17 protein-coding genes and 2 pseudogenes are annotated in these 20,430 nt (G+C 72.3%); 5 read left to right on the top strand and 14 right to left on the bottom strand.

All coding sequences use genetic code 11. The features are described 5' to 3' along the window. The 3 genes and pseudogenes from AB0J36_RS32765 to AB0J36_RS32755 all read right to left on the bottom strand — a co-directional run. Nucleotides 1–625, bottom strand: a pseudogene (locus tag AB0J36_RS32765) (hypothetical protein); the annotation flags it as partial. Then, the gene (locus tag AB0J36_RS32760) at nt 622–2,196 is read right to left on the bottom strand and encodes a replication-associated recombination protein A (RefSeq protein ID WP_357133489.1); all 1,575 of its coding nucleotides are present in this window, start codon (nt 2,194–2,196) and stop codon (nt 622–624) included. The pseudogene AB0J36_RS32765 and the gene AB0J36_RS32760, both read right to left, overlap by 4 nt. A 75-nt stretch (nt 2,197–2,271) precedes the next feature. After that, the gene (locus AB0J36_RS32755; RefSeq protein ID WP_357133491.1) at nt 2,272–2,484 is read right to left on the bottom strand and encodes a hypothetical protein; all 213 of its coding nucleotides are present in this window, start codon (nt 2,482–2,484) and stop codon (nt 2,272–2,274) included. A 291-nt stretch (nt 2,485–2,775) separates the two neighbouring features. Between AB0J36_RS32755 and AB0J36_RS32750 the strand changes: the two genes are divergently transcribed. After that, on the top strand, nt 2,776–3,516 hold the full coding sequence (locus AB0J36_RS32750; protein ID WP_357398631.1) for an N-acetyltransferase: 741 nt from the start codon (nt 2,776–2,778) through the stop codon (nt 3,514–3,516). A gap of 109 nt (nt 3,517–3,625) precedes the next feature. On the opposite strand, the pseudogene AB0J36_RS32745 reads toward AB0J36_RS32750, so the two are convergent. The 4 genes and pseudogenes from AB0J36_RS32745 to aspS all read right to left on the bottom strand — a co-directional run. Then, nucleotides 3,626–4,846: pseudogene (locus AB0J36_RS32745) on the bottom strand (MFS transporter); the annotation flags it as partial. Between the two features lie 55 nt (nt 4,847–4,901). Further along, a complete protein-coding gene (locus AB0J36_RS32740) occupies nt 4,902–5,519 on the bottom strand; it encodes a helix-turn-helix domain-containing protein (RefSeq protein ID WP_357133495.1) in 618 nt (205 codons plus the stop codon). A gap of 64 nt (nt 5,520–5,583) precedes the next feature. Beyond that, a complete protein-coding gene (locus AB0J36_RS32735) occupies nt 5,584–6,393 on the bottom strand; it encodes a sugar nucleotide-binding protein (protein ID WP_357398635.1) in 810 nt (269 codons plus the stop codon). Nucleotides 6,394–6,483: 90 nt separating this feature from the next. After that, nucleotides 6,484–8,289 (bottom strand): aspartate--tRNA ligase, encoded by a 1,806-nt coding sequence (gene aspS, locus AB0J36_RS32730; RefSeq protein ID WP_357398637.1) that lies wholly within the window; start codon nt 8,287–8,289, stop codon nt 6,484–6,486. 155 nt (nt 8,290–8,444) lie between these two features. On the opposite strand from aspS, the gene AB0J36_RS32725 reads away from it, so the two are divergent. Continuing rightward, on the top strand, nt 8,445–9,164 hold the full coding sequence (locus AB0J36_RS32725) for a DUF998 domain-containing protein (protein ID WP_357398640.1): 720 nt from the start codon (nt 8,445–8,447) through the stop codon (nt 9,162–9,164). A gap of 63 nt (nt 9,165–9,227) precedes the next feature. On the opposite strand, the gene AB0J36_RS32720 is transcribed toward AB0J36_RS32725, so the two are convergent. Continuing rightward, complete coding sequence (locus AB0J36_RS32720; RefSeq protein WP_357175760.1) at nt 9,228–10,271, bottom strand: S1 family peptidase; 1,044 nt, start codon at nt 10,269–10,271, stop codon at nt 9,228–9,230. Between the two features lie 405 nt (nt 10,272–10,676). Continuing rightward, nucleotides 10,677–11,153 carry a helix-turn-helix domain-containing protein gene (locus tag AB0J36_RS32715; RefSeq protein ID WP_357175763.1) on the bottom strand — a complete coding sequence of 159 codons (477 nt, stop codon included), beginning with the start codon at nt 11,151–11,153 and terminating at the stop codon, nt 10,677–10,679. Between the two features lie 55 nt (nt 11,154–11,208). Here AB0J36_RS32715 and AB0J36_RS32710 point away from each other — a divergent pair, with 55 nt between their 5' ends. Beyond that, entirely contained in the window at nt 11,209–11,715 is a 507-nt protein-coding gene (locus AB0J36_RS32710; RefSeq protein ID WP_357133507.1) for a PaaI family thioesterase, read from the top strand. A gap of 105 nt (nt 11,716–11,820) precedes the next feature. On the opposite strand, the gene AB0J36_RS32705 is transcribed toward AB0J36_RS32710, so the two are convergent. From AB0J36_RS32705 to AB0J36_RS32695, 3 genes are all read right to left on the bottom strand, one after another. Then, a complete protein-coding gene (locus tag AB0J36_RS32705; RefSeq protein ID WP_357133509.1) occupies nt 11,821–12,762 on the bottom strand; it encodes an acyl-ACP desaturase in 942 nt (313 codons plus the stop codon). A 71-nt stretch (nt 12,763–12,833) separates the two neighbouring features. Next, complete coding sequence (gene hisS / locus AB0J36_RS32700) at nt 12,834–14,162, bottom strand: histidine--tRNA ligase (protein ID WP_357175765.1); 1,329 nt, start codon at nt 14,160–14,162, stop codon at nt 12,834–12,836. 72 nt (nt 14,163–14,234) lie between these two features. After that, a complete protein-coding gene (locus AB0J36_RS32695) occupies nt 14,235–14,945 on the bottom strand; it encodes an MBL fold metallo-hydrolase (RefSeq protein ID WP_363661528.1) in 711 nt (236 codons plus the stop codon). A gap of 265 nt (nt 14,946–15,210) precedes the next feature. On the opposite strand from AB0J36_RS32695, the gene AB0J36_RS32690 reads away from it, so the two are divergent. Continuing rightward, nucleotides 15,211–16,083 carry a peptidylprolyl isomerase gene (locus AB0J36_RS32690; RefSeq protein WP_357133515.1) on the top strand — a complete coding sequence of 291 codons (873 nt, stop codon included), beginning with the start codon at nt 15,211–15,213 and terminating at the stop codon, nt 16,081–16,083. A gap of 59 nt (nt 16,084–16,142) precedes the next feature. Further along, a complete protein-coding gene (locus tag AB0J36_RS32685; RefSeq protein ID WP_355053634.1) occupies nt 16,143–16,982 on the top strand; it encodes a peptidylprolyl isomerase in 840 nt (279 codons plus the stop codon). 66 nt (nt 16,983–17,048) lie between these two features. Here AB0J36_RS32685 and AB0J36_RS32680 read toward each other — a convergent pair whose 3' ends face one another. Both AB0J36_RS32680 and AB0J36_RS32675 read right to left on the bottom strand, forming a co-directional pair. Continuing rightward, a complete protein-coding gene (locus AB0J36_RS32680) occupies nt 17,049–19,568 on the bottom strand; it encodes a bifunctional (p)ppGpp synthetase/guanosine-3',5'-bis(diphosphate) 3'-pyrophosphohydrolase (protein ID WP_355053635.1) in 2,520 nt (839 codons plus the stop codon). A 247-nt stretch (nt 19,569–19,815) separates the two neighbouring features. Further along, nucleotides 19,816–20,382, bottom strand: a complete 567-nt coding sequence (locus AB0J36_RS32675) for an adenine phosphoribosyltransferase (RefSeq protein WP_357133529.1) — start codon at nt 20,380–20,382, stop codon at nt 19,816–19,818. Nucleotides 20,383–20,430 lie beyond the last annotated feature (48 nt).

The raw sequence follows: 20,430 nt of genomic DNA, 5'->3' as shown, positions 1-20,430 counted from the left end.
CCACCCCCGGACCCCCCACCCGCGGCCCCGACGCCCCGACGGACGGACGCCCTCGCGCGCGGCCGGCCGGAGCGCCGCCCCTCGGTCGGGGGCCGGCGGGGTCGGCCGGGTCACCGCCGCCCGGACGGACGGACGGCGGCGTACGCGGGCCCGCGGCGGCGCGCGGGTCGACGCCGGGAACTGGCTGGTTGCCGCGCGGCGACGGCGGACCGGAGACGCCGGCCGGCCCAAGCTCACGCGGGCGCTCAACCGGCGCCCGGTCGGCGGGCGGGCGGGCGTCCGGGCGGCGACCGGGCGGGGGCGTCTCGCCGGGCCAGGGTCCGTCGACACCTCGGCGCGCCCCGGCGGCCTCGGTGTCCGGCCGGCGCGGGCCGGGGGGCGCGTCCGGGGGCGTCGGCACGCCGGCACGCGGCGGCACCGGCTCAACCGGAACCCCGTCCGGGCCCAGCTCGCCCCGTTGCTGCTTGGCCGAACGCAGGTCGTCGATCCAGCCGAACTCCTCGCCGGCTACCGGCTCCTCCGGCTCGGCCTCGGCTCGGCCTCGACCCCAGCGGCGGCCCTTGGCGCGGGGATCACGCCGCTCGTCCGGGCCCTCGTCGGGGCGGTCGGCACCACGCGATCTCACTGTTGACCCTCTCCTGCGGCGTTCGTGCCGCCGTCCTGCGTCGTAGCGGCACCATCCACACCCGTGACCGCCCGGCCGTTCCGACCAGCAAGCGCCGTCCCCGGCTGCGGCGTTACCGAATCCCCGGCGGCCGGCGCGGCCGTGGCGGCCGGTCCGGCCGTCGCGGGCGGACTTTCCGGGCGGGCCGGCGGGACCGGCAGCCCGCGCACGATCCGGCGCAGCAGCGGCAGCCGCGTCGCCACGGACCGTTCCGCCCCGTGTGGGCCGGGCTGGTAGTAGTCGACGCCCACCAGGTCGTCGGGGACGTACTGCTGGGTGACCACGCCGCGCTGGTCGTCGTGCGGGTAGCGGTATCCGGTGCCGTGGCCCAACCCGCGGGCGCCGGCGTAGTGCGCGTCACGCAGACCCCGGGGCACCGGACCGCCCCGCCCGGCCCGTACGTCGGCGATGGCAGCGCCGATCGCGGTGGTGGCCGAGTTCGACTTCGGCGCGGTGGCCAGGTGGATCACGGCCTGGGCCAGGTTGAGCTGCACCTCGGGCAGGCCGACGTACTCCACCGCGTGCGCGGCGGCGGTGGCCACGCTCAGCGCGGTGGGGTCGGCCATGCCCACGTCCTCGCTCGCGAAGATGACGAGTCGTCGGGCGATGAACCGGGCGTCCTCCCCGGCGACCAGCATCCGGGCCAGCCAGTGCACGGCGGCGTCGACGTCCGAGCCGCGCATGCTCTTGATGAAGGCGCTGATCACGTCGTAGTGGGCGTCGCCGTCGCGGTCGTACCGCACCGCCGCCACGTCGACCGCCTGCTCGGCGGTGGCCAGGTCGATGCGCCCGGCGCCGAGGGCCGTGGCGGAGGCCGCCGCCGCCTCCAGCGCGGTCAACGCCTTGCGGACGTCACCGGCGGCGAGCCGGACGAGATGGTCCTCGGCATCGGTGGCCAGGGTGAGCGCGCCGCCCAGGCCGCGCCCGTCGGCGACCGCGCGGCGCAGCAGGCCGCGTACGGCGTCGTCGTCGAGCGGTTGCAGGGTGAGCAGCACGCACCGCGAGAGCAATGGCGAGATGACCGAGAAGTACGGGTTCTCGGTGGTCGCCGCGAGGAGCGTGACCGTCCGGTCCTCGACGGCGGCGAGCAGCGAATCCTGCTGGGTCTTGCTGAACCGGTGCACCTCGTCGATGAACAGCACCGTCTGCGGGCCGCCCGAACGGCGCTGACGACGGGCCGTCTCGATCACCGCGCGGACGTCCTTGACGCCGGCGGACAGCGCCGACATGGCGACGAAACGGCGGTCGGTCGCGCCGGCCACCAGGTGCGCGATGGTCGTCTTGCCACTACCGGGCGGACCCCAGAGGATGACCGACATCGGCGCACCGCCGGAGACCAGTTGCCGCAGCGGCGCGCCGGGGGCCAGCAGGTGGTCCTGCCCGATCAGCTCGTCCAGGCTCGCGGGTCGCATGCGGACAGGCAGGGGCGAATCGTCCGCTACCGGAGTGAAGCCGTCTACACCGGCGGGACCCTCGGGCGCGCCACGCGACCCGGTGGGGGCACCGAGGGAGAAGAGAGCGTCGGACTCCATCACGAAGACAGTACCGGGCCCGACCCGAGACGCCGGAATCGCGCTACGGGCCGGGCCACCGCTGATCGGTCTCGGTCAGCCACGGCCGGGGCGACGACCCCGGTACCAGCGACCGCCACCACCGCCGCGCGGCCCGCTGCCGACGCCGCCCAGGTAGAGCGCGAGCAGGAAGAGGCCGATGAGTACGAGGGTGTTCCAGTTGAACAGGTCGGGCGCGCCGAAGTTGGTGTCGAACAGGTCGATCAGCAGGGCGAAGCCAAAGACGATGGCCGCGAGAATGGCGAGCATATCGGTCCTCCGGTGGGGGTTCCCAGTAGGTCGGCGCGTGATGTACCCAATCGGTCGACCCGCCAATCTCCACCGTGGATCTGATGCGTACCCCACCGGCCGGTCGCCGCTCACCTCGCTCCGGCCCCGTCGCGCAACTTCGGTGAAGTCGCTGCCTCCGGCGCCGCTGAAGCAGCAACATCCCCCACGTTGTGACGATCTTGGCGGCGCGGTACGACACACCGGCCGTCGAGCGGGGCGCATCGCCAGCCCGGCTTGGTTGCCGGTACGCCGACACCTAGGCTGAACTGCATGATCGTCGACGACCAGGTGCTCCACGACCGGGCCGCCATCCTGGCCGCCGCCGGCCACCACCCGTTCGCCCGACACGCGCTCGGCGGCCGCCCGTCGGCGCGCGGCTACCGGCGCGAGGGGGCCGTGCTGTGGCTGCTGCCGCCCGAGCACGGGTCAGCCGGCTGCGCGATCGGCCCGCCCGACCCGGCGATCGAGATGTGTGTCGCGCTGGTCGCCGGAGGGATGTTGCTCCCGGGCCAGCGGCTGCACCTGCCCCAGCACGACCGCGAACAACTGTCCGACCGACTGTCGGTGGCCGAACACCGGGACTGGGTCTTCCACTGGACCTCGACGCCGCCGCCGCTCCAGCCGAACGAGGAGCGGGTCGTAAGGCTCACCGACAGCGACCGCCCCGCCATGGAGGCGCTGATCGACGAGGCGTTTCCGAGCACCACCTCCCGCCCGACCGATCCACGCGTGGTGGCCTGGTACGGCATCCGCGCCGGCGACCGGCTGGTGGCATGCGGGGCGGATCGCAGTCAGGGCGAGATCGGTTTCCTCGCCGGTCTGACCGTAGCCCCGGACCAGCGGGGTCGCGGCCTTGGCGCGGCGCTTACCGCCGGGATGACTCGGGCTCTGCTGGCCCGCTACGACACCGTGGGGCTCGGCGTCTATCCGAGCAATGTCGGCGCGGTACGGCTCTACCGTCGGCTCGGCTTCACCGACACCCTCCCGCTCGCCTCGATCCGCCTCACCTGAAAGCACCGGAAGGGGCCACCCGTCCAGGACCGGCGGCCCCTCCCCCTCATCGATCGGCGGCTACGGGAATCGTGACCGGTTCGGCGACGGGGGTTGCCCGCCGGTCGGCCCGCCAGGCGGGCAGGTAGAGCGGGGCCGCGACGGCCAGCACGACCGCGCCGACCACCATCGCCGTACCCACGCTGGTGCTGGCCGCGAGCGCGGTCAGCACGACTCCGCCGAGCGCGGCGGCCGGCTGCGCCATCATCGAGTTCAGCGAGAGCACGCTGGTGCGGTACGGGCCGTCGACCTGGCGGTGCAGCAGGCCACTGTGCAGCGGGTTCGACGCGCCGTGCACGGCGTAGCAGGCCAGGTAGGCGACGAGCACCCCGACCGGGCCGGCGAGCAGTCCCATCCCGACGACCGTCGCCCCCTGCAGGATGCGCAGCAGGGCCGCGCCCGGCGCCGCCCCGGGCCAGCGCAGCAGTAGCGGGGTGAGCGCCGCGCCGGCCGCGTTGGCGATCCAGGCGGCGGAGCTGGCCGGGCCGAGCAGCGCGGCGGCGCGTTCCGGGTCGCCGACCACCTCGGCGAGCCGGACCGGCAGCAGCGATTCGAAGGTGATCATGCCGAAGCCCCAGAACAGCTCCACCGCCACCAATGCGAGCAGTACCCGGGATCGGCGCAGCAGGCCGACCGCCTGGCCGATCATGCGGGGGGCCTGCGTCACCGACGCGCGCACCGCCGCCAGACCGGCGGCCGGGCGCTCCTCGACCAGCAGGACCAGCAACGCGCCGAGCGCCACCGCCTGCGCGAGGAGCGCGGCCAGCACCGGCACGGTGAGGGCGCTGACCGGGCCGAGCGGCCCGAGCGCGACCAGTCCGCCGCTGAGCAGGGCCCCGCCGCCGATGGCGATCCCGACGACGGTGCCGGCGTAGCCGAGGCCCTTCTCGTACTCGGCCTGCGGGTCGGCGGCCAGCGTGGCGTCGACGTACCAGGACTCCAGGGGGCCGCTGTCGAGCGCCCGGTAGACACCCTGCAGGGCCCAGACCAGGAAGAACAGCGCGAACGAGTCGGCCACCGCGAACACCGCGAGGGAGGCGAGGTTGAGAACCCCGGCGGCGAGCAGGACCGGCTTGCGCCCGAGGGCGTCGGCGAATCCACCGGTGGGCAGCTCCAGCGCGAGCACCAGCAGCCCCTGCGCGGTGCTGACCAGGCCGATCTGCGGCAGCGACAGGCCGCGCTCCTGCATCAGCAGGATCAGCACCGGGATCAGCAGGCCCGTGGGCAGCCAGCGCAGGCCGTACAGCGTGAGGTAGCGACGCCGGACCTGGCGTACGGTGAGCGCGCTCACGACGTCACCTCCATTCGCGACTGCGGGGCTCGCAAACCCGACTCACTCCTCACGCTCATTTGGGACCGTCCAGCAGCGGATAGGCGGCCAGGAAGACCTGCACCGGGCGGGCCTGCGGGTCGGCGGGCTCGGCCGCGTCGACCGACTCGGCCTCGCGGTGGTACCGCTCCAGCACCTGCCACACCTCCGCCTTGAGCGCCTCCAGCCGCTCAGGCGGGACGGTCAGGAAGATGTCGCCCATGCCAAAGGCGTCCCGCCAGGCGGGGGACCACTCGTGCTGATTGGCGAACCAGCGGTCGGCGTGTTCGACGAGGAGGCGCACCTGGTCGCCCTGGATCCACTCGATAGCGGCACGGGCGTCGGGGTCGTCGTCGAAGTCGCTCGGCTCCCAGCTCGTGACGTCGTGCGCGGCCTGCCACCAGCGCTGCCGTCCGCTGCCCCGGTCGGGATCCTCGGTGACCAGCCCGACCTCGGCGAGTTGGCGCAGGTGGTAGCTGGTCGCGCCGGTGTTGGTGCCGAGAAGTTCGGCGAGGGTGGTGGCGGTGGCGGGCCCGTTCACCCGCAGGGCACCGACCAGTCGCATCCGCAGCGGGTGCGCGAGCACCCGGACCTGCCGCTTGTCGATCCGCACCTCCCGGGGGGTCGGCTGCGGGGTCGCTTCGTCATTCGCCATGACTGCACACTATCTCTGCACACTTTCTATGCACAAGAGTTGTGCATAGAAAGTGTGCACGATGTCAAGCGAGGAGTTCCCGTACCCCGCGCAGGCGGGTCCGCAGCAGGCCGGCGGCGCGGGCGGAGTCGAGGCGTACGCCGCTGGGGCACACGACACCGACGGCGGCGGCCGTGGTGGTCTTCAGTCCTGTCGCGTCCAGCCCGAACCGCTCGGCGACCAGCAGGCCCAGCTCGGCCCGGCTGACCGCGTCGACACCGGCCACGTTGAGCAGACCGGCGTACGACGATCGGGCCAGCTCCAGCACGGCGTCGGCCAGGTCGGTGACGTCGACCGGGCACCGGACCTCGTCGGTGAACAGGACGGCCCGCCCGGCGAGCGCGTCGCGGCAGAGCTGGATCTGTTTGCTGCCCTCCCCCAGGATCAGCGAGGTACGCACCAGCGCCGCGCCCGGATCGATCGCCCGTACGGCGGTCTCGGCCGCCGCCTTCGCGGCCCCGTACGCGTTGACCGGGCTGGGTGGCTCGTCGTCGGCGTACGGCTGGGGTCGGCCGCCGTGCAGCGCGTCGCTGGACAGGTGCACCAGCCGGGCACCCACCTCGGCGGCGGCGAGGGCCACGTGGGCGGCGCCGTCGGCGGTGACCGTCCAGTCGTCGTACCGATAGGGGGTCGCGACCACGGCGTCCGGCCGCACCTCGGCGACCAGCGCGCGCACGGCGGCGCGGTCGGTCACGTCCAACCGCCGCGCCGCGACCCCCGGCACCCCGATCTCACCGGAGTGAAACGTCCCGACGACCGAAAGCCCCACGCGTACGCCCCGCCGACAAACCTCCCGCCCGAGAAACCCACTACCCCCGACGACAAGCACCCGCATCCCGGCCCACTCCCCCGTTGATCAAGAGGTTCGCGTCATCTCGCGGGGCGATGATGACGCAAACCTCTTGATCAACCAAACAGGGACGGGTTAGACCGGGTCGGCCACCGGGGCGGCCGGGCCGGCGGTGCCGGTGTGGGGCGTGGCGGCGGGCTTGGGCTTGGCGTCGATGCCGGCCTCGGCGCGCTGCTGGGCGGTGATCGGGGTGGGCGCGCCGGTCAGCGGGTCGAAGCCGCCCCGGGTCTTCGGGAACGCGATGACCTCGCGGATGGAGTCCGCGCCGGCCAGCAGCATGCAGACCCGGTCCCAGCCGAACGCGATGCCGCCGTGCGGCGGGGCGCCGTACTTGAACGCCTCCAGCAGGAAGCCGAACTTGTCCTGCGCCTCCTCCGGGGTGATGCCCAGCAGGTCGAAGACCCGCTTCTGCACGTCACCCCGGTGGATACGGATCGACCCGCCGCCGATTTCGTTGCCGTTGCAGACGATGTCGTACGCGTAGGCCAGGGCCCGGTCCGGCGCCTCCTCGAACCGGTCCACCCACTCCGCGTTCGGCGAGGTGAACGGGTGGTGCACGGCCGTCCACGCGCCCTCGTCCGTCTTCTCGAACATCGGGGCGTCGACCACCCAGCAGAACGCCCAGGCGCTCTCGTCGATCAGGCCGGAGCGCTTGGCGATCTCGACCCGGGCAGCGCCGAGCAGCTCCTGCGCCTCACGGGTGGTGGTGCTCGCGGCGAAGAAGACCGCGTCGCCCGGCTTCGCGCCGACCGCGTCGGCGAGCCCGCCCAGGTGCTCGGCGGAGAGGTTCTTGGCCACCGGTCCGCGCGCCTCGCCGGTCTCGGCGTCCAGCACCACGTACGCCAGGCCCCGCGCGCCGCGCGCCTTGGCCCAGTCCTGCCAGCCGTCCAGCTCCTTGCGGGTCTGGGCCGCGCCACCGGGCATCACCACCGCGCCGACGTAGCCGCCCGCGTCGATCGCCCCGGCGAACACCCGGAACTCGGTGCCGCGCAGGTAGTCGGTCAGTTCGGTCAGCTCGACGCCGTAGCGCAGGTCCGGCTTGTCCGAGCCGTACCGGGCCATCGCGTCGTGCCAGGTGATCCGCGGGATCGGTCGGGTGATCTCGTGCCCGGCCAGGTCCTGCCAGAGCGCCGAGACGATCGCCTCGCCGAGGTCGATCACGTCGTCCTCGGTGACGAAGGACATCTCGATGTCGAGCTGGGTGAACTCCGGCTGCCGGTCGGCGCGGAAGTCCTCGTCGCGGTAGCAGCGGGCGATCTGGTAGTACCGCTCCATGCCGCCGACCATCAGCAGCTGCTTGAAGAGCTGCGGCGACTGCGGCAGCGCGTACCAGCTGCCGGGCTGCAACCGCACCGGCACCAGGAAGTCCCGGGCGCCCTCCGGGGTCGACCGGGTCAGCGTCGGCGTCTCGATCTCCAGGAAGTCCCGCTCGTGCAGCACGCCGCGGGCGAGCTGGCTGGCGCGCGAGCGCAGCCGCAGCGCGTTCGCCGGGCCGCTGCGGCGCAGGTCCAGGTAGCGGTACTTGAGCCGGATGTCGTCACCGGCCTCAACCTGGTCGTCCACCGGCAGTGGCAGCGGCGCGGCCTCGGAGAGCACCTCCAGCGCGGCGGCGGTCACCTCGACCTCGCCGGTGGGCAGGTCGGGGTTCTCGTTGCCCTCGGGGCGGCGGGTCACCTCGCCGGTGACCTTCACGCAGAACTCGTTGCGCAGCGCGTGCGCGTCCTCCTCGCGGAACACCACCTGCACGACGCCGGAGCCGTCACGCAGGTCGACGAAGATGACACCGCCGTGGTCGCGCCGGCGGGCCACCCACCCGGCGAGCGTCACCGTCGAGCCGGCGTCCGCGGCGCGCAGGCTTCCGGCATTGTGGGTACGGATCACGGCTGGCAACTCCTCATCGTGGAACAGTCCTCACCCCGCATTCTGTCAGGGGTGGCCGGGCCCGCTGGGGGGCACCCGGCAGCCCGGCCCGATTCGCTGGTGGACGAGCCGGCGAACCCCGGGCAGCGGGCCCCGACGCCGGTTAGCGTGGCCTGATGCGCGCCGTACCGAACTGGGGCGTCGCCACGGCGGTCGCCGCGCCGGTGCTGCTGGTGGGCGGCTGGACGGTCGCGGGCGCCCGGCAACCCGCCGGGTACGACCCGATCCGCGACACCATCAGCGAACTGGCCGGGCATGACGCCACCGACGCCTGGATCATGATCAGTGCCCTGGTGCTGCTCGGGTGCTGTTACCTGGCGACCGCCGCGGTGCTGCACGCGGCCGGGCTACCCAGCCGTTTCCTGCTCGCCGTCGGCGGCGTGGCCACCATCGCGCTCGTCGCCTTTCCCCGGCCGACGGTCGGCGGCTCGCTCAGCCACGGCATCGTGGCGACCATCGCCGTCCTGGCGCTGGCGCTCTGGCCGGCCGGGTCGGCGCTGCGGCTGTCGCGTGGCCCGGACGCCGCGCATCCACGCACGCCGCAACCGCCCTGGGCGTTCCGGCGCGGCGTGGGGTTGAGCGCCACGCTGGTGCTGCTGGCCCTGTTCGGCTGGTTCGCGTTCGAGGTGACCAGCGGATCCCGGACCGGCCTGGCCGAACGGGTGACGGCGGTGGGCGTCTCGCTCTGGCCGCTGCTGGCGGTGCTCTCGGCGCGCCGGGCGCATCTCGCGTGGGCCGCCGCCGGCACCACGCCAGTCGGACCGTCGGTGCCGACGACCGGTGTCGTACCCCCGGATTCGTTGCTGCCGACGGACGGGCCCGACCGGCTCGCGTGAGCCGACCCGCACGCGCGACGCGGGCCGCCGGAGTGCCCCGGCGGCCCGCGTGCGGTACGTCGATCAGAAGACGCTGACGCCGTAGACGCTCAGCGGCTCGGTGACCGGCTGGAAGAAGGTGGTACCGCCGGTGCGGCAGTTACCGCTGCCGCCGGAGGTGAGGCCGAGCGCGGTGCTACCGGAGAAGAGCGAGCCACCGCTGTCGCCACCCTCGGCGCAGACGTTGGTGCGGATCAGGCCGGAGACCGAGCCCTCGGCGTAGTTCACCGTGGCGTTGGTCGCCGACACCGAGCCGCTACGCAGGCCCGTGGTGCTGCCGGAGCGCTGCACCGACTGGCCGACCGACGCGTTGCCGGCGCCGGTGATGTCCCGGTAGCTGCCGTTGTAGAGGTAGACGTTACCGGCGGCGTTCGCCGAGTTGCTGTGCCGCACGATGCCGTAGTCGTTGCCCGGGAAGCTGGTGCCGGTACGGGTGCCGAGCAGGCTGGTCTGGCTCGAGTTCGAGTACCAGTTGCTGCCGAGGTTGGTGCAGTGCCCGGCGGTCAGGAAGTAGTAGGTGCTGCCGCTGCGCACGTTGAAGCCCAGCGAGCAGCGGTAACCGCCGGTGTAGATGGCCTGGCCACCGGAGATCCGGGTGCTCAGCACGCCGGCCTCGGCCTCGACCCGCACCGCGCCGTTGGCGCGCGCGGCGGCCGCCTTGACCCGCTCCAGCTTGGCGCCGGTGACGGTGCTGTCGACGGAGACGACCACCTGGTTGGTGATCGGGTCGCTCCACCAGGCGGTGCCCGGGATCTTCGCCGAGCGCTCCAGCTCGGCGGTGGCCCGGTTGAGCTCGGCGGCGCCACGGGTGACGTACCGGACGCTCGCTCCGGCCTTGCTGACCGCGCTCGCGGCGGCGGCGTCGGTCACCGTGACGACGGTCTTGCCGCTGGCGTCGATGTACGAGCCGGCGGAGCGGTCACCGAGCTGAGCGGAGAGGGCCGCGCCGGCGTCGGGCGAGGCGGCGGGGGCGGCCTGGGCGGGTGCGCCGATGAGCGAGCCGACGACCAGGGTTCCGGTCACGGCGACGGTCGCCGCAACACGGAAGGAGGACCTCGTGGGTCGCATGTAACAAACCTCCTGGGCGGGGGAGACGGGTCTGGCCGGGGATGGCTGACCCGAGGGCAACCCGGCCGATCTGCGAAAACCGGTCGAGTGAACTGAAGTATTCACATACTTAAGATCATTAACAAGATCTGGTTTCGCCCGAATTCGTCGAACGTCACCGAGGACGTCGGCGCAACACCATCGACACACTCGGGGACATCTACCGTCACACCCCGACGACCGCCGGATCCCTTTCGGACAGCGCCGGGCAACGGAGGCGGTTGACGCCACAACAGGCGGACGCGTGCCACGCCGGCCCGCCCGTTCCGACGGCCGTCTACGACGCCGGCAAGCCCGGCGGACGCGTGCCACGCCGGCTCGTCCGGGCGGACACGTGTGACGCCCCGGGATGGGCGGCCGGCGGCGTCAGGGGTCGCGGCGGCGCGCGCCGGGCCCCGGGCGGGGCAGCACGTCACGCGGGTCCCGCACCTCGTGCCCGTCGGCGCAGCGCAGCTCGGCGCGCACCTCGGCGCCGCAGTCGCGGTGCTCCACCCGCAACGGCGCGCCCTCGGCGTCGGCCAGGTACCTGTCGCCCCAACCGAGCACGGCGACGAGCACGGGCCAGAGGGCGAGGCCCATCTCCGTCAGTCGGTACTCGTGGCGCAGTCGGCTGCCGGGCTCCCGGTACGGCTCGCGACGAAGGACGCCCCGCTCGACCAGCAGGGCCAGCCGGTTGGTGAGAACCTGCCTGGGGATCCCGGTACGGACCCGCATGTCGTCGAAGCGTCGTACGCCGCTGAACACCTCGCGCAGCACCACCATGGTCCACCGCTCGCCGAGGATCTCCATCGCGCGGGCGATGGTGCAGTTCTCCACCGACCAGTCCAGTGCCGCGGGCCTCATCCGACCAGGCTAGGTCTCATTGACAGACTCAGCAACATCCTGCGACGCTGCGTCCATGACACAGACTCAGGAGCCGGCGCGCAGCCGTACCTTCACCTGGTCGGACCCGGCGGCCAACGCGGCGCAGGTCGGTCGGCGCAGCGGCCTCGACATGCTTCGCGCGATGATCGCGGGGGAACTGGCCGCGCCCCCGGTGATGCACCTGCTCGACATGGCCCGCATGGAGGCCGACGAGGGGCGGGTCGTCGTCGAGCTGACCCCCCAGGAGTTCCACTACAACCCGCTGGGCACCGTGCACGGCGGCGTCCTCTCGACACTGCTGGACACCGCCGCCGCCTGCGCCGTACACACCACGCTGCCCGCCGGGGTCGGCTACACCTCGCTGGACCTGAACGTGAAGTTCCTCCGGCCGGTCACCGTCGCGAGCGGCACGTTGAGCTGCGAGGGCACCGTCCTGCAACGCGGACGCCGCACGGCCCTGGCCGAAGCCCGCCTAACGGACGCGCAGGGCCGCCTGGTAGCCCACGCCACCAGCACCTGCCTGATCCTCCCCCTCCCCTAACCCCACCCCTTTGCCGTCGATCTTGCAGTTCCTGTCACCGAAACGCGGGCTGTGCCCCGATTCGTGACAACAGAAAGTGCAAGATCGACGGGGTGCAGGTGGGGGTTAGCGCTGGGCCAGGCGGGCGGCTCGGGCGTCGCGCTTTTCTTCGAAGCGGGACGCCGCGCGGTCCAGGGCGTCGAGCTGGGTGGCGAGTTGTTCGCGGGCGGCTTCGCCGTCGGCGTCGAGGCCGGTGACGTTGAAGACGTCCCACTGGCGCAGCACCGGCTGCAACACCTCGTCGCGGTGCTGGCGCAGGTCGTAGATGCCGGCCAGGGCGATCGCCACCGACTTGCGGGCGAAGCCGTCGATGCCGCTGCCGGGCATCTGGAAGTCGGCGACGACATCGGCGACGGCCCGCATGGCCTGGCTCGGGGCCAGCTCGAACGCGGCGGCGAGCAGGTTCCGGTAGAAGACCATGTGCAGGTTCTCGTCGGCGGCCACCCGGGCCAGCAGCGCCTCGCAGGCGGGGTCGCCGGTGGCCTTGCCGGTGTTGCGGTGCGAGATCCGGGTGGCCAACTCCTGGAACGAGACGTACGCCAGCGAGTGCAGCACCTCGTCGCCGTGGGCGTTCGTGTAGCCCTCCGACATGTGCGTCATCCGGGCCCGCTCCAACGCCACCGGGTCGACGGCGCGGGTGACGGTCAGGTAGTCGCGGATCGCGACGCCGTGCCGGCCCTCCTCCGCGGTCCACCGGTGCACCCAGGTGCCCCAGGCGCCGTCGCGGCCGAACAGGGTGGCGATCTCGTGGTGGTACGAGGGCAGGTTGTCCTCGGTCAGCAGGTTCACGATCAGCGCGGTGCGGGCCACGTCCGGGATCGTCGAGTCGGTCGGCGACCACGCCTCGCCACCGAGCGGCCCGTCGAAGGTGCGCCCCTCGCTCCACGGCACGTACTCGTGCGGGAACCATTCCTTCGCCAACGAGAGATGGCGGTCCAGGTTGCGCGCGACTACCGGCTCCAGCTCGACGAGCAGGGCGGTCTGGCTCAGTGTGGTGCTCACGGTCACGAAGAACTCCCTACGGTGGCGTAACTTACGCTACCGTAGGTCCCCGCGACCGATAGCGCCAGTGGAAGCCCTCAGTTCACCGCCGGCCGGAGGTCGCCCGGGGGTGGCGTCCAGGCCTGCGCGTCGGCCGTGACCTGCTCACCGGAGCGGATGTCCTTCACCTCGTCCGCCGCGCCGTCGGCCCCCGGGAACCAGACGTACGGAATGCCCCGCCGCTCGGCGTACCGGATCTGCTTGCCGAACTTGGCCGCGCTCGGGGACACCTCGGTGGCGATCCCCCGCCGACGCAGCTCTGCCGCGATCTTGTCGCTGGCCGCCCGGTGCTCCTCGTCGGCGAGCGCCACCAGGACACAGGTGGGCACCGAACGGGAGACGGTCAGCTCCCCCGCCCCGAAGAGCAGCCCGAGCAGCCGGGTCACCCCGATCGAGATGCCCACACCGGGGTACGAGACGGCGCCGGCGCTGGCCAGGTTGTCGTACCGGCCGCCGGAGCAGATCGAGCCGAACCGCTCGTAGCCGCGCAGCTGGGTCTCGTAGACCGTGCCCGTGTAGTAGTCCAGGCCGCGGGCGATGCGCAGGTCGGCCACGCAGAGGCCGGGCGAGTGCCCGGCCGCGGTCTCCACCACCCGGACCAGCTCGTCGACGCCCTCGTCCAGCAGCGGGTCGCTGACCCCGAGCGCGCGTACGGCGTCGGCGAACGAGGCGTCCGGCGCGGAGATCTCGGCCAACGCGAGGCACGCCTTGGCCTGCGCCTCGCTCGCCCCCGCGGTCTCGGCCAACAGCTCGACCACCTTCGCCGGGCCGATCTTGTCGAGCTTGTCGACGGTACGCAGCGCCGCCTCCGGGTCGGTCACCCCGATGCCCCGGAAGAAGCCCTCCCAGATCTTGCGGTTGTTGACCTGGATGGTCACCGGCGGGATGGGCAGGGCGCGTAGCGCGTCCCCGATGACCAGCGGCATCTCCGCCTCGTGGTGCGGGGCGAGGGTGTCCCGGTCGACGATGTCGATGTCGGCCTGGACGAACTCCCGGTAGCGGCCCTCCTGCGGCCGCTCCCCCCGCCACACCTTCTGGATCTGGTAACGACGGAACGGGAAGGTGAGCTTGCCGGCGTTCTCCAACACGTAGCGGGCGAACGGCACGGTCAGGTCGAAGTGCAGCCCGAGCTGGTCATCACCACCGGCGCCCTCGGCGTCGGCGTGCAGCCGCCGGATCACGTAGACCTCCTTGGAGGTCTCCCCCTTGCGCAGGAGCTGGTCCAGCGGCTCCACCGAGCGGGTCTCCAGGGGGGCGAACCCGTACAGCTCGAAGGTGTCGCGGATCTTGTCGAGCACGAACTGCTCGATCATCCGCTGACCGGGGGTCCACTCCGGGAACCCGGAGATGGGCGTGGGCTTGCTCATCGCGTACTCCTTGCGGTTCCGCGCCCATGGCGCGGTGGTGTCGTGGGTCCGCGCGCGGCGCGGACGAATGATCTAGAAACCCCGGGTGGGCGCGGCCGGCGACGTGCCGGCCACCTCGACGAGGTACGGGTTGCCGGCGCGCTCGCGGCCGATGGTGGTGCTCGGGCCGTGGCCGGGCAGCACGACGGTGTCGTCGGCCAGCGGAAGGATCTTGTCGCGCAGGCTGGCGAGCATGGCCGGCATGCTGCCGCCGGGCAGGTCGGTGCGGCCGATCGAACCGGCGAAGAGGACGTCGCCGGAGAGGCAGATCTCGTCCGCCTCCCAGCCCGACCCGGCGCCGGGCAGCCGGAACAGCACCGACCCGCCGGTATGGCCCGGCGCGTGGTCGACGGCGATCTCCAGGCCGGCGAGCGTGAGGGTGGCGCCGTCGGTCAACTCGGCCACGTCCTCCGGCTCGCTGTAGCTCAGCCGGCCGCCGAAGAGCGACGTCAGGTCGGCCGAGAGGCCCTTGGCCGGGTCGGCGAGCATCTCCCGGTCGCCGGGGTGCACGTACGCGGTGATCCCGCGGGCGTCGCAGACCGGCGCCACCGAGAACGTGTGGTCCAGGTGGCCGTGGGTGAGCAGCACAGCGGCCGGATGCAGGCGGTGCTCGGCGAGCAGCGGGTCGAGCTGGTCGAGCACCCCGATGCCGGGGTCGACCACCACGCACTGCTCCCCCGGCGCGGTGGCGACCACGTAACAGTTGGTGCCGAAGGCGTCCGCGGGAAAGCCGGCCACGAGCACGGGCGCTGTCCTCTCCGTCGAGCTGTCGTCCTGCCAGCAGCCTATCGGGCGGGCCGAGCGGGTTCGCCGCGTCCGTCCCGCGCGCCCCGACCGGCACAGTGACAACTTCCGATAAGCGCTGCTCGGGACGGGGTGGACCTCGTACACCACATTCCCAGTCACTAGCCGTACACTCTGGCGGGCGTGTGGCGCGGCACACGCGACGCCCGGACGGGCCGGGAGAGCCGGCCGCCGGTGACGATCAGGCGAAGAAAGGGGAGCACCTGTGGCTTCCAGCAGGGACCGGCAGCGCAAACTGGCGCGGGCCAAGCTCGACCGGCAGATGGCACGCCGGGCGGCCGCCACGCGGCGGCGTCGGCAGATCCAGGCCGGCGTGGGCGCCTTCCTGGTCCTCGCGGTGATCGTGGCCGGCTCGGCCTGGGCGCTCGGGGCGTTCGACTCCGACCCGAAGCAGAACGCGGCCGCGGAGGACACCTGCCTCTGGACGCCGCAGGACGCGACGGCGAACACCAACCTCAAGGACGTCGGCACGCCGGAGACCAAGGGTCTGCCGACCGACGGCACCCGGGCGATGACCGTCACCACCAACCAGGGCGCGCCGATCACCGCCGAGCTGAACCTGACCAGCTCGCCGTGCGCCGCCGCGAGCATCGCCCACCTGGCGAGCCGGTCGTTCTACGACAACACCAAGTGCCACGAGATCACCACCGACGGCGCGCTACGCTGCGGTGACCCCAGCGGCACCGGCCTCGGTGGGCCCACCTACTCGTTCTACGACGAGGACGTGCCGACCGCGCCGTCGCCCTCGGCCAGCCCCGCGCCCGGACAGCCGCCGACGTACCCCAAGGGCACCGTGGCGATGATCTCCAACCCGCCGGGCGCCAACGGCAGCCAGTTCCTGATCTTCTTCAAGGACTTCACCACGGCGGACCCGAAGTACCCGGTGATCGGCAAGGTCACCGGCGGGCTGGACGTGGTGGAGAAGATCGGCGCCCAGCCGACCGTGGACAATGGGACCGGGGCGAAGGTGAAGCCCAAGACCGACGTGGTGATCCAGAGCCTCACGGTCGGCGAGCCGGTCACCGGCGCGGCACCGCCGCCCTCCGGCGCCCCGGCCAGCAGCCCGAGCGCCGGCTGACCGGTCGCCCCCACCCACCCGAGCGGCACCCCGCAGCAAACAGCCAGGAGGATCCAGGCGTGACGTCCACCAGAGAGCGGCAGCGCGCGGCGGCACGCGCCCGACTCGAGAAGGAGATGGCCGAGCGCTCGGCCAAGGCCCGCAAGCGCCGCCAGACGCAGGCGATCGTCGGCGCCGCCGCCGTGCTGGTCCTCGTGGTCGCCGGCACCGTCTGGCTGGCCACGACCCTCGGCGGCGACGACGACAAGGACAAGAACGCCGCGTCGGCGCCCGGGGCGTCCGAGTGCGTCTACAACGCGATGCCGGCCGACCAGCGGTCCCCGCAGATCAAGGACGTCGGGGTACCGAGCAACCAGCAGTCCGCCAGCGGTGTGCAGACCATGACGATCGACACCAACCTGGGCCCGATCACGGCCAAGGTCGACCGGTCGCAGGTGCCCTGCACGGCGGGGGCGTTCAGCCTCCTCGCCGAGAAGAAGTTCTTCGACAACACCAAGTGCCACCGCCTGGTGACCGAGGGCATCAAGGTGCTGCAGTGCGGTGACCCGAGCGCCACCGGCAAGGGTTGGCGGGACACCGACGGCACGGGTGGCCCGAGCTTCCGGCTGCCCGAGGAGAACCTGCCCACCGACAAGCGCCCGCCGTACCCGGAGGGTGTCATCGCGATGGCCAACTCCGGTCAGCCGGGCAGCACCGGTAGCCAGTTCTTCATCGTGTACGGAGACTCGCCGCTCGACCCGGCGTACACCGTGCTGGGCACCGTCACCGGTGGCATGGACATCGTCAAGGACGTGGCCAAGGCCGGCGACGACGGGGCGTTCGCCCAGCAGGCCGGTGGCGGCCACCCGAAGAAGGAGGTCGTCATCAAGACCCTCACGATGAGCGCGCCGCAGGGCTGACGCCCACCAGGATGACGAAGCGCCCGCCGGCTGAGCCGGCGGGCGCTCTCGTGTGTGGGGTACGCGTCAGGCGCCGGAGGTGACCCGGTACGCGTCGAACACACCGTCGACCTTGCGAACGGTGGCCAGCAGGTGGCCCAGGTGCTTCGGGTCGGCCATCTCGAAGCTGAACCGGCTCACCGCGACCCGGTCACGGGTGGTGGTGACGGTCGCGGACAGGATGTTCACCCGCTCGTCGGAGAGCACCCGGGTGACGTCGGCGAGCAGCTTGTGCCGGTCCAGAGCCTCGACCTGGATCGCCACCAGGAACGTGGAGGCGGACGTGAGCTTCCAGCTCACCTCGACCACCCGTTCGGCCTGCGCCCGCAGGTCCTCGGCGTTGGCGCAGTCGTCACGGTGCACGCTCACCCCACCGGAGCGGGTGACGAACCCGAACACCGAGTCGGGCGGAACCGGGGTGCAGCACCGCGCCAGCTTGATCCAGACGTCGCTGACGCCCCGGACCACCACGCCCGGGTCGCTGCTGCTCTGCCGGCTGCGCGGCGGCCGGGTGGCGACGGCGGTCTCGGCGATGTCCTCCGCCGCGCCCTCCTCGCCGCCGTACGCGGCCATCAGCTTCTGCACCACCGACTGCGCGGAGACCTGGCTGTCGCCGACGGCCGCGTAGAGCGAGGCCACGTCGGCGAGGTGCAGGTCCCGTGCGATCGACATCAGCGCGTCGGAGGTGAGCATCCGCTGCAGCGGCATGCCCTGCTTGCGCATCGCCTTGACGATCGCGTCCTTGCCGGCCTCGATCGCCTCCTCGCGCCGCTCCTTGTTGAAGTACTGGCGGATCTTGGTGCGGGCGCGCGGGCTCTTGACGAATCCCAGCCAGTCCTGCGTGGGGCCGGCCGTCTCGGACTTCGACGTGAAGATCTCGATCACGTCGCCGTTGGACAGCGTCGACTCCAGCGGCACGAGCTTGCCGTTGACCCGCGCGCCGATGCACTTGTGCCCGACCTCGGTGTGCACCGCGTACGCGAAGTCGACAGGCGTCGACCCGGTCGGCAGCGGGATGACGTCACCCTTGGGGGTGAAGACGTACACCTCCTGGCTGGACAGGTCGAAGCGCAGCGCGTCCAGGAACTCGCTCGGGTCGGCGGCCTCGCGCTGCCAGTCCAGCAGCTGCCGCAGCCAGGTCATCTCGTCGATGTGCGCCGGCGGACCGACCACCGGGGTGCCCTTGTGCTCCTTGTACTTCCAGTGCGCGGCGATGCCGAACTCGGCGGTGCGGTGCATCGCGTACGTGCGGATCTGCATCTCCACCGGCTTGCCGGTGGGCCCGATGACCGTCGTGTGCAACGACTGGTACATGTTGAACTTGGGCATGGCGATGTAGTCCTTGAACCGGCCCGGCACCGGCTGCCAGTTGGCGTGGATGACCCCGAGCGCCGCGTAGCAGTCCCGCACCGTGTCGACCAGGATCCGCACACCCACCAGGTCGTAGATGTCGTTGAAGTCGCGACCCCGCACGATCATCTTCTGGTAGATCGAGTAGAGGTGCTTCGGTCGGCCGGTCGTCTCCGCCTTGATCTTGGCGGCCTTCAGGTCGGTGCCGACCTTCTGGGTGACCTGCCGCAGCAGCGACTCGCGCTGCGGCTGGTGCTCACCGATCAGCCGGTTGATCTCCTCGAACCGCTTCGGGAAGAGCGTGCCGAAGGCCAGATCCTCCAGCTCCCACTTGATCGTGTTCATACCGAGGCGGTGGGCCAGCGGCGCGAGGATCTCCAGGGTCTCCTTGGCCTTCTGCTCGCGCTTGGGCGCCGGCAGGAAGGACAGGGTGCGCATGTTGTGCAGCCGGTCGGCCAGCTTGATCACGAGCACCCGCGGGTCCTTGGCCATCGCCACGACCATCTTGCGGATCGTCTCGGCCTTGGCCGCGTCGCCCAGCTTGACCTTGTCCAGCTTGGTGACGCCGTCGACCAGCAGGGCGACCTCGCCGCCGAAGTCGGCGCGCATCGCGTCGAGGGTGTACTCGGTGTCCTCGATCGTGTCGTGCAGCAGCGCGGCGACCAGCGTGGTCGTGTCCATCCCCAGGTTGCCCAGGATCGTCGCCACGGCGAGGGGATGCGTGATGTACGGGTCGCCGGACTTGCGGTACTGGCCGGAGTGCCACCGCGCGGCCGTGTCGAAGGCACGCTGGAGCAACCGTGCGTCGGCCTTCGGGTGGTTCTCCCGGTGGCTGGCGATGAGCGGCTCCAGCACCTCGCTGACCTGCGAGGTCTGCCAGGGCGCGTTGAACCGGGCCAGGCGGGCGCGCACCCGTCGGCCGGTGGGCGCGTTGGAGAACCCGAAGCCGCCGCTCGGCGACGGGTCGACATCGGTCGGGAACGGAACCACGACCCCGTCCGCGCCGGGCGACGCCTCGACGGCGCTCGCCGTGACCTCGGTAGGAGCCGTCACGCTGTCGGCAGGAGCCCTGCCGGAGCCGTTGTCGGTGCCCGTCACCCGGGCCGGCGCGTCGCCGTTCCGGTCGGTCACCGAGCCGTCAGCGTCGCCTGTGGGGTGCACCGTGCCCTCCGCCGGAGGGACGACATCGTGGGACACCGGCCTCCTCACCGCTCGCCGGAAACACGCCGGCCGTGTGTCGGCCGGCCTGGTCTCGCGTCGCCGGACGGTGTACCGCCGGCGTCAGCAATGGGCAATGCTACCCGCACGGACGGTCCCCTGCCGCTCCGCCGGACGGTCGACGCCCCGGGCGGCCGGCCTGACCGGGCCCCGGCTCCGCCGGTCGGCACGGCCGTTCGATCCGCGACGTGGGCGCACCCCCGTCCCAGCGCCAGCGCGACAGGGATCAAACGGTCAAAAGGGCATGGACCGGACGCGGCGTCAGTCGCTCCCGGGCGCCCAGGAAGGCAAGCTCCAACAGTACGGTGAAGCCCGTCACCGTACCGCCCGCACGCTCGACCAGGTCCAGCGTCGCCTCGGCGGTGCCCCCGGTGGCCAGCACGTCGTCGACGACGAGCACCCGGTGGCCGGCGGTGAAGGCGTCCTCGTGCACCTCGAGCGTGGCCTCGCCGTACTCCAGCGCGTACGAGACCGAGTGCGCCGGACGGGGCAACTTGCCGGCCTTACGCACCGGTACGACACCCACCCCGGCCGCGTACGCGACGGCCGCCGCGACGACGAACCCCCGCGCCTCGATGCCGACCACCACGTCGAACGCGTCCCGCCCGTGGTACGCGACGATCCCGTCGACAACCTCGCGGAACGCCTTTCCGTCGGCGAACAGCGGCATCAGGTCCTTGAACAGGACACCGGGCTTGGGGAAGTCCGGCACGTCCAGCACCCGGCTGGCCACCAGTCGGGCGGCCTCCGGGCCGCTGTCCCCCCGCGGGGCGCTGCTGTGGGTCTCCGTCACGGCTGTTGCGTTCCCTTCCAACGACGACGGCGTCCGGCATGCTGCTCG

The sequence above is a fragment of the Micromonospora sp. NPDC049662 genome, from assembly GCF_040675055.1.
Classification (GTDB): Bacteria; Actinomycetota; Actinomycetes; order Mycobacteriales; family Micromonosporaceae; genus Micromonospora.
Note: the sequence above shows the minus strand (reverse complement) of the source record. Positions and strands in the feature narration are given on the sequence as shown.

What these genes read in the sequence shown, in the direction of transcription:
- AB0J36_RS32750 (WP_357398631.1), top strand. Translation starts at nt 2,776, where the DNA reads ATGATCGTCGACGACCAGGTGCTCCACGACCGGGCCGCCATCCTGGCC.
- hisS (WP_357175765.1), bottom strand. Translation starts at nt 14,162, where the DNA reads ATGAGCAAGCCCACGCCCATCTCCGGGTTCCCGGAGTGGACCCCCGGT.
- AB0J36_RS32710 (WP_357133507.1), top strand. Translation starts at nt 11,209, where the DNA reads ATGACACAGACTCAGGAGCCGGCGCGCAGCCGTACCTTCACCTGGTCG.
- AB0J36_RS32760 (WP_357133489.1), bottom strand. Translation starts at nt 2,196, where the DNA reads ATGGAGTCCGACGCTCTCTTCTCCCTCGGTGCCCCCACCGGGTCGCGT.
- AB0J36_RS32735 (WP_357398635.1), bottom strand. Translation starts at nt 6,393, where the DNA reads ATGCGGGTGCTTGTCGTCGGGGGTAGTGGGTTTCTCGGGCGGGAGGTT.
- AB0J36_RS32740 (WP_357133495.1), bottom strand. Translation starts at nt 5,519, where the DNA reads ATGGCGAATGACGAAGCGACCCCGCAGCCGACCCCCCGGGAGGTGCGG.
- AB0J36_RS32725 (WP_357398640.1), top strand. Translation starts at nt 8,445, where the DNA reads ATGCGCGCCGTACCGAACTGGGGCGTCGCCACGGCGGTCGCCGCGCCG.
- AB0J36_RS32715 (WP_357175763.1), bottom strand. Translation starts at nt 11,153, where the DNA reads ATGAGGCCCGCGGCACTGGACTGGTCGGTGGAGAACTGCACCATCGCC.
- AB0J36_RS32755 (WP_357133491.1), bottom strand. Translation starts at nt 2,484, where the DNA reads ATGCTCGCCATTCTCGCGGCCATCGTCTTTGGCTTCGCCCTGCTGATC.
- AB0J36_RS32720 (WP_357175760.1), bottom strand. Translation starts at nt 10,271, where the DNA reads ATGCGACCCACGAGGTCCTCCTTCCGTGTTGCGGCGACCGTCGCCGTG.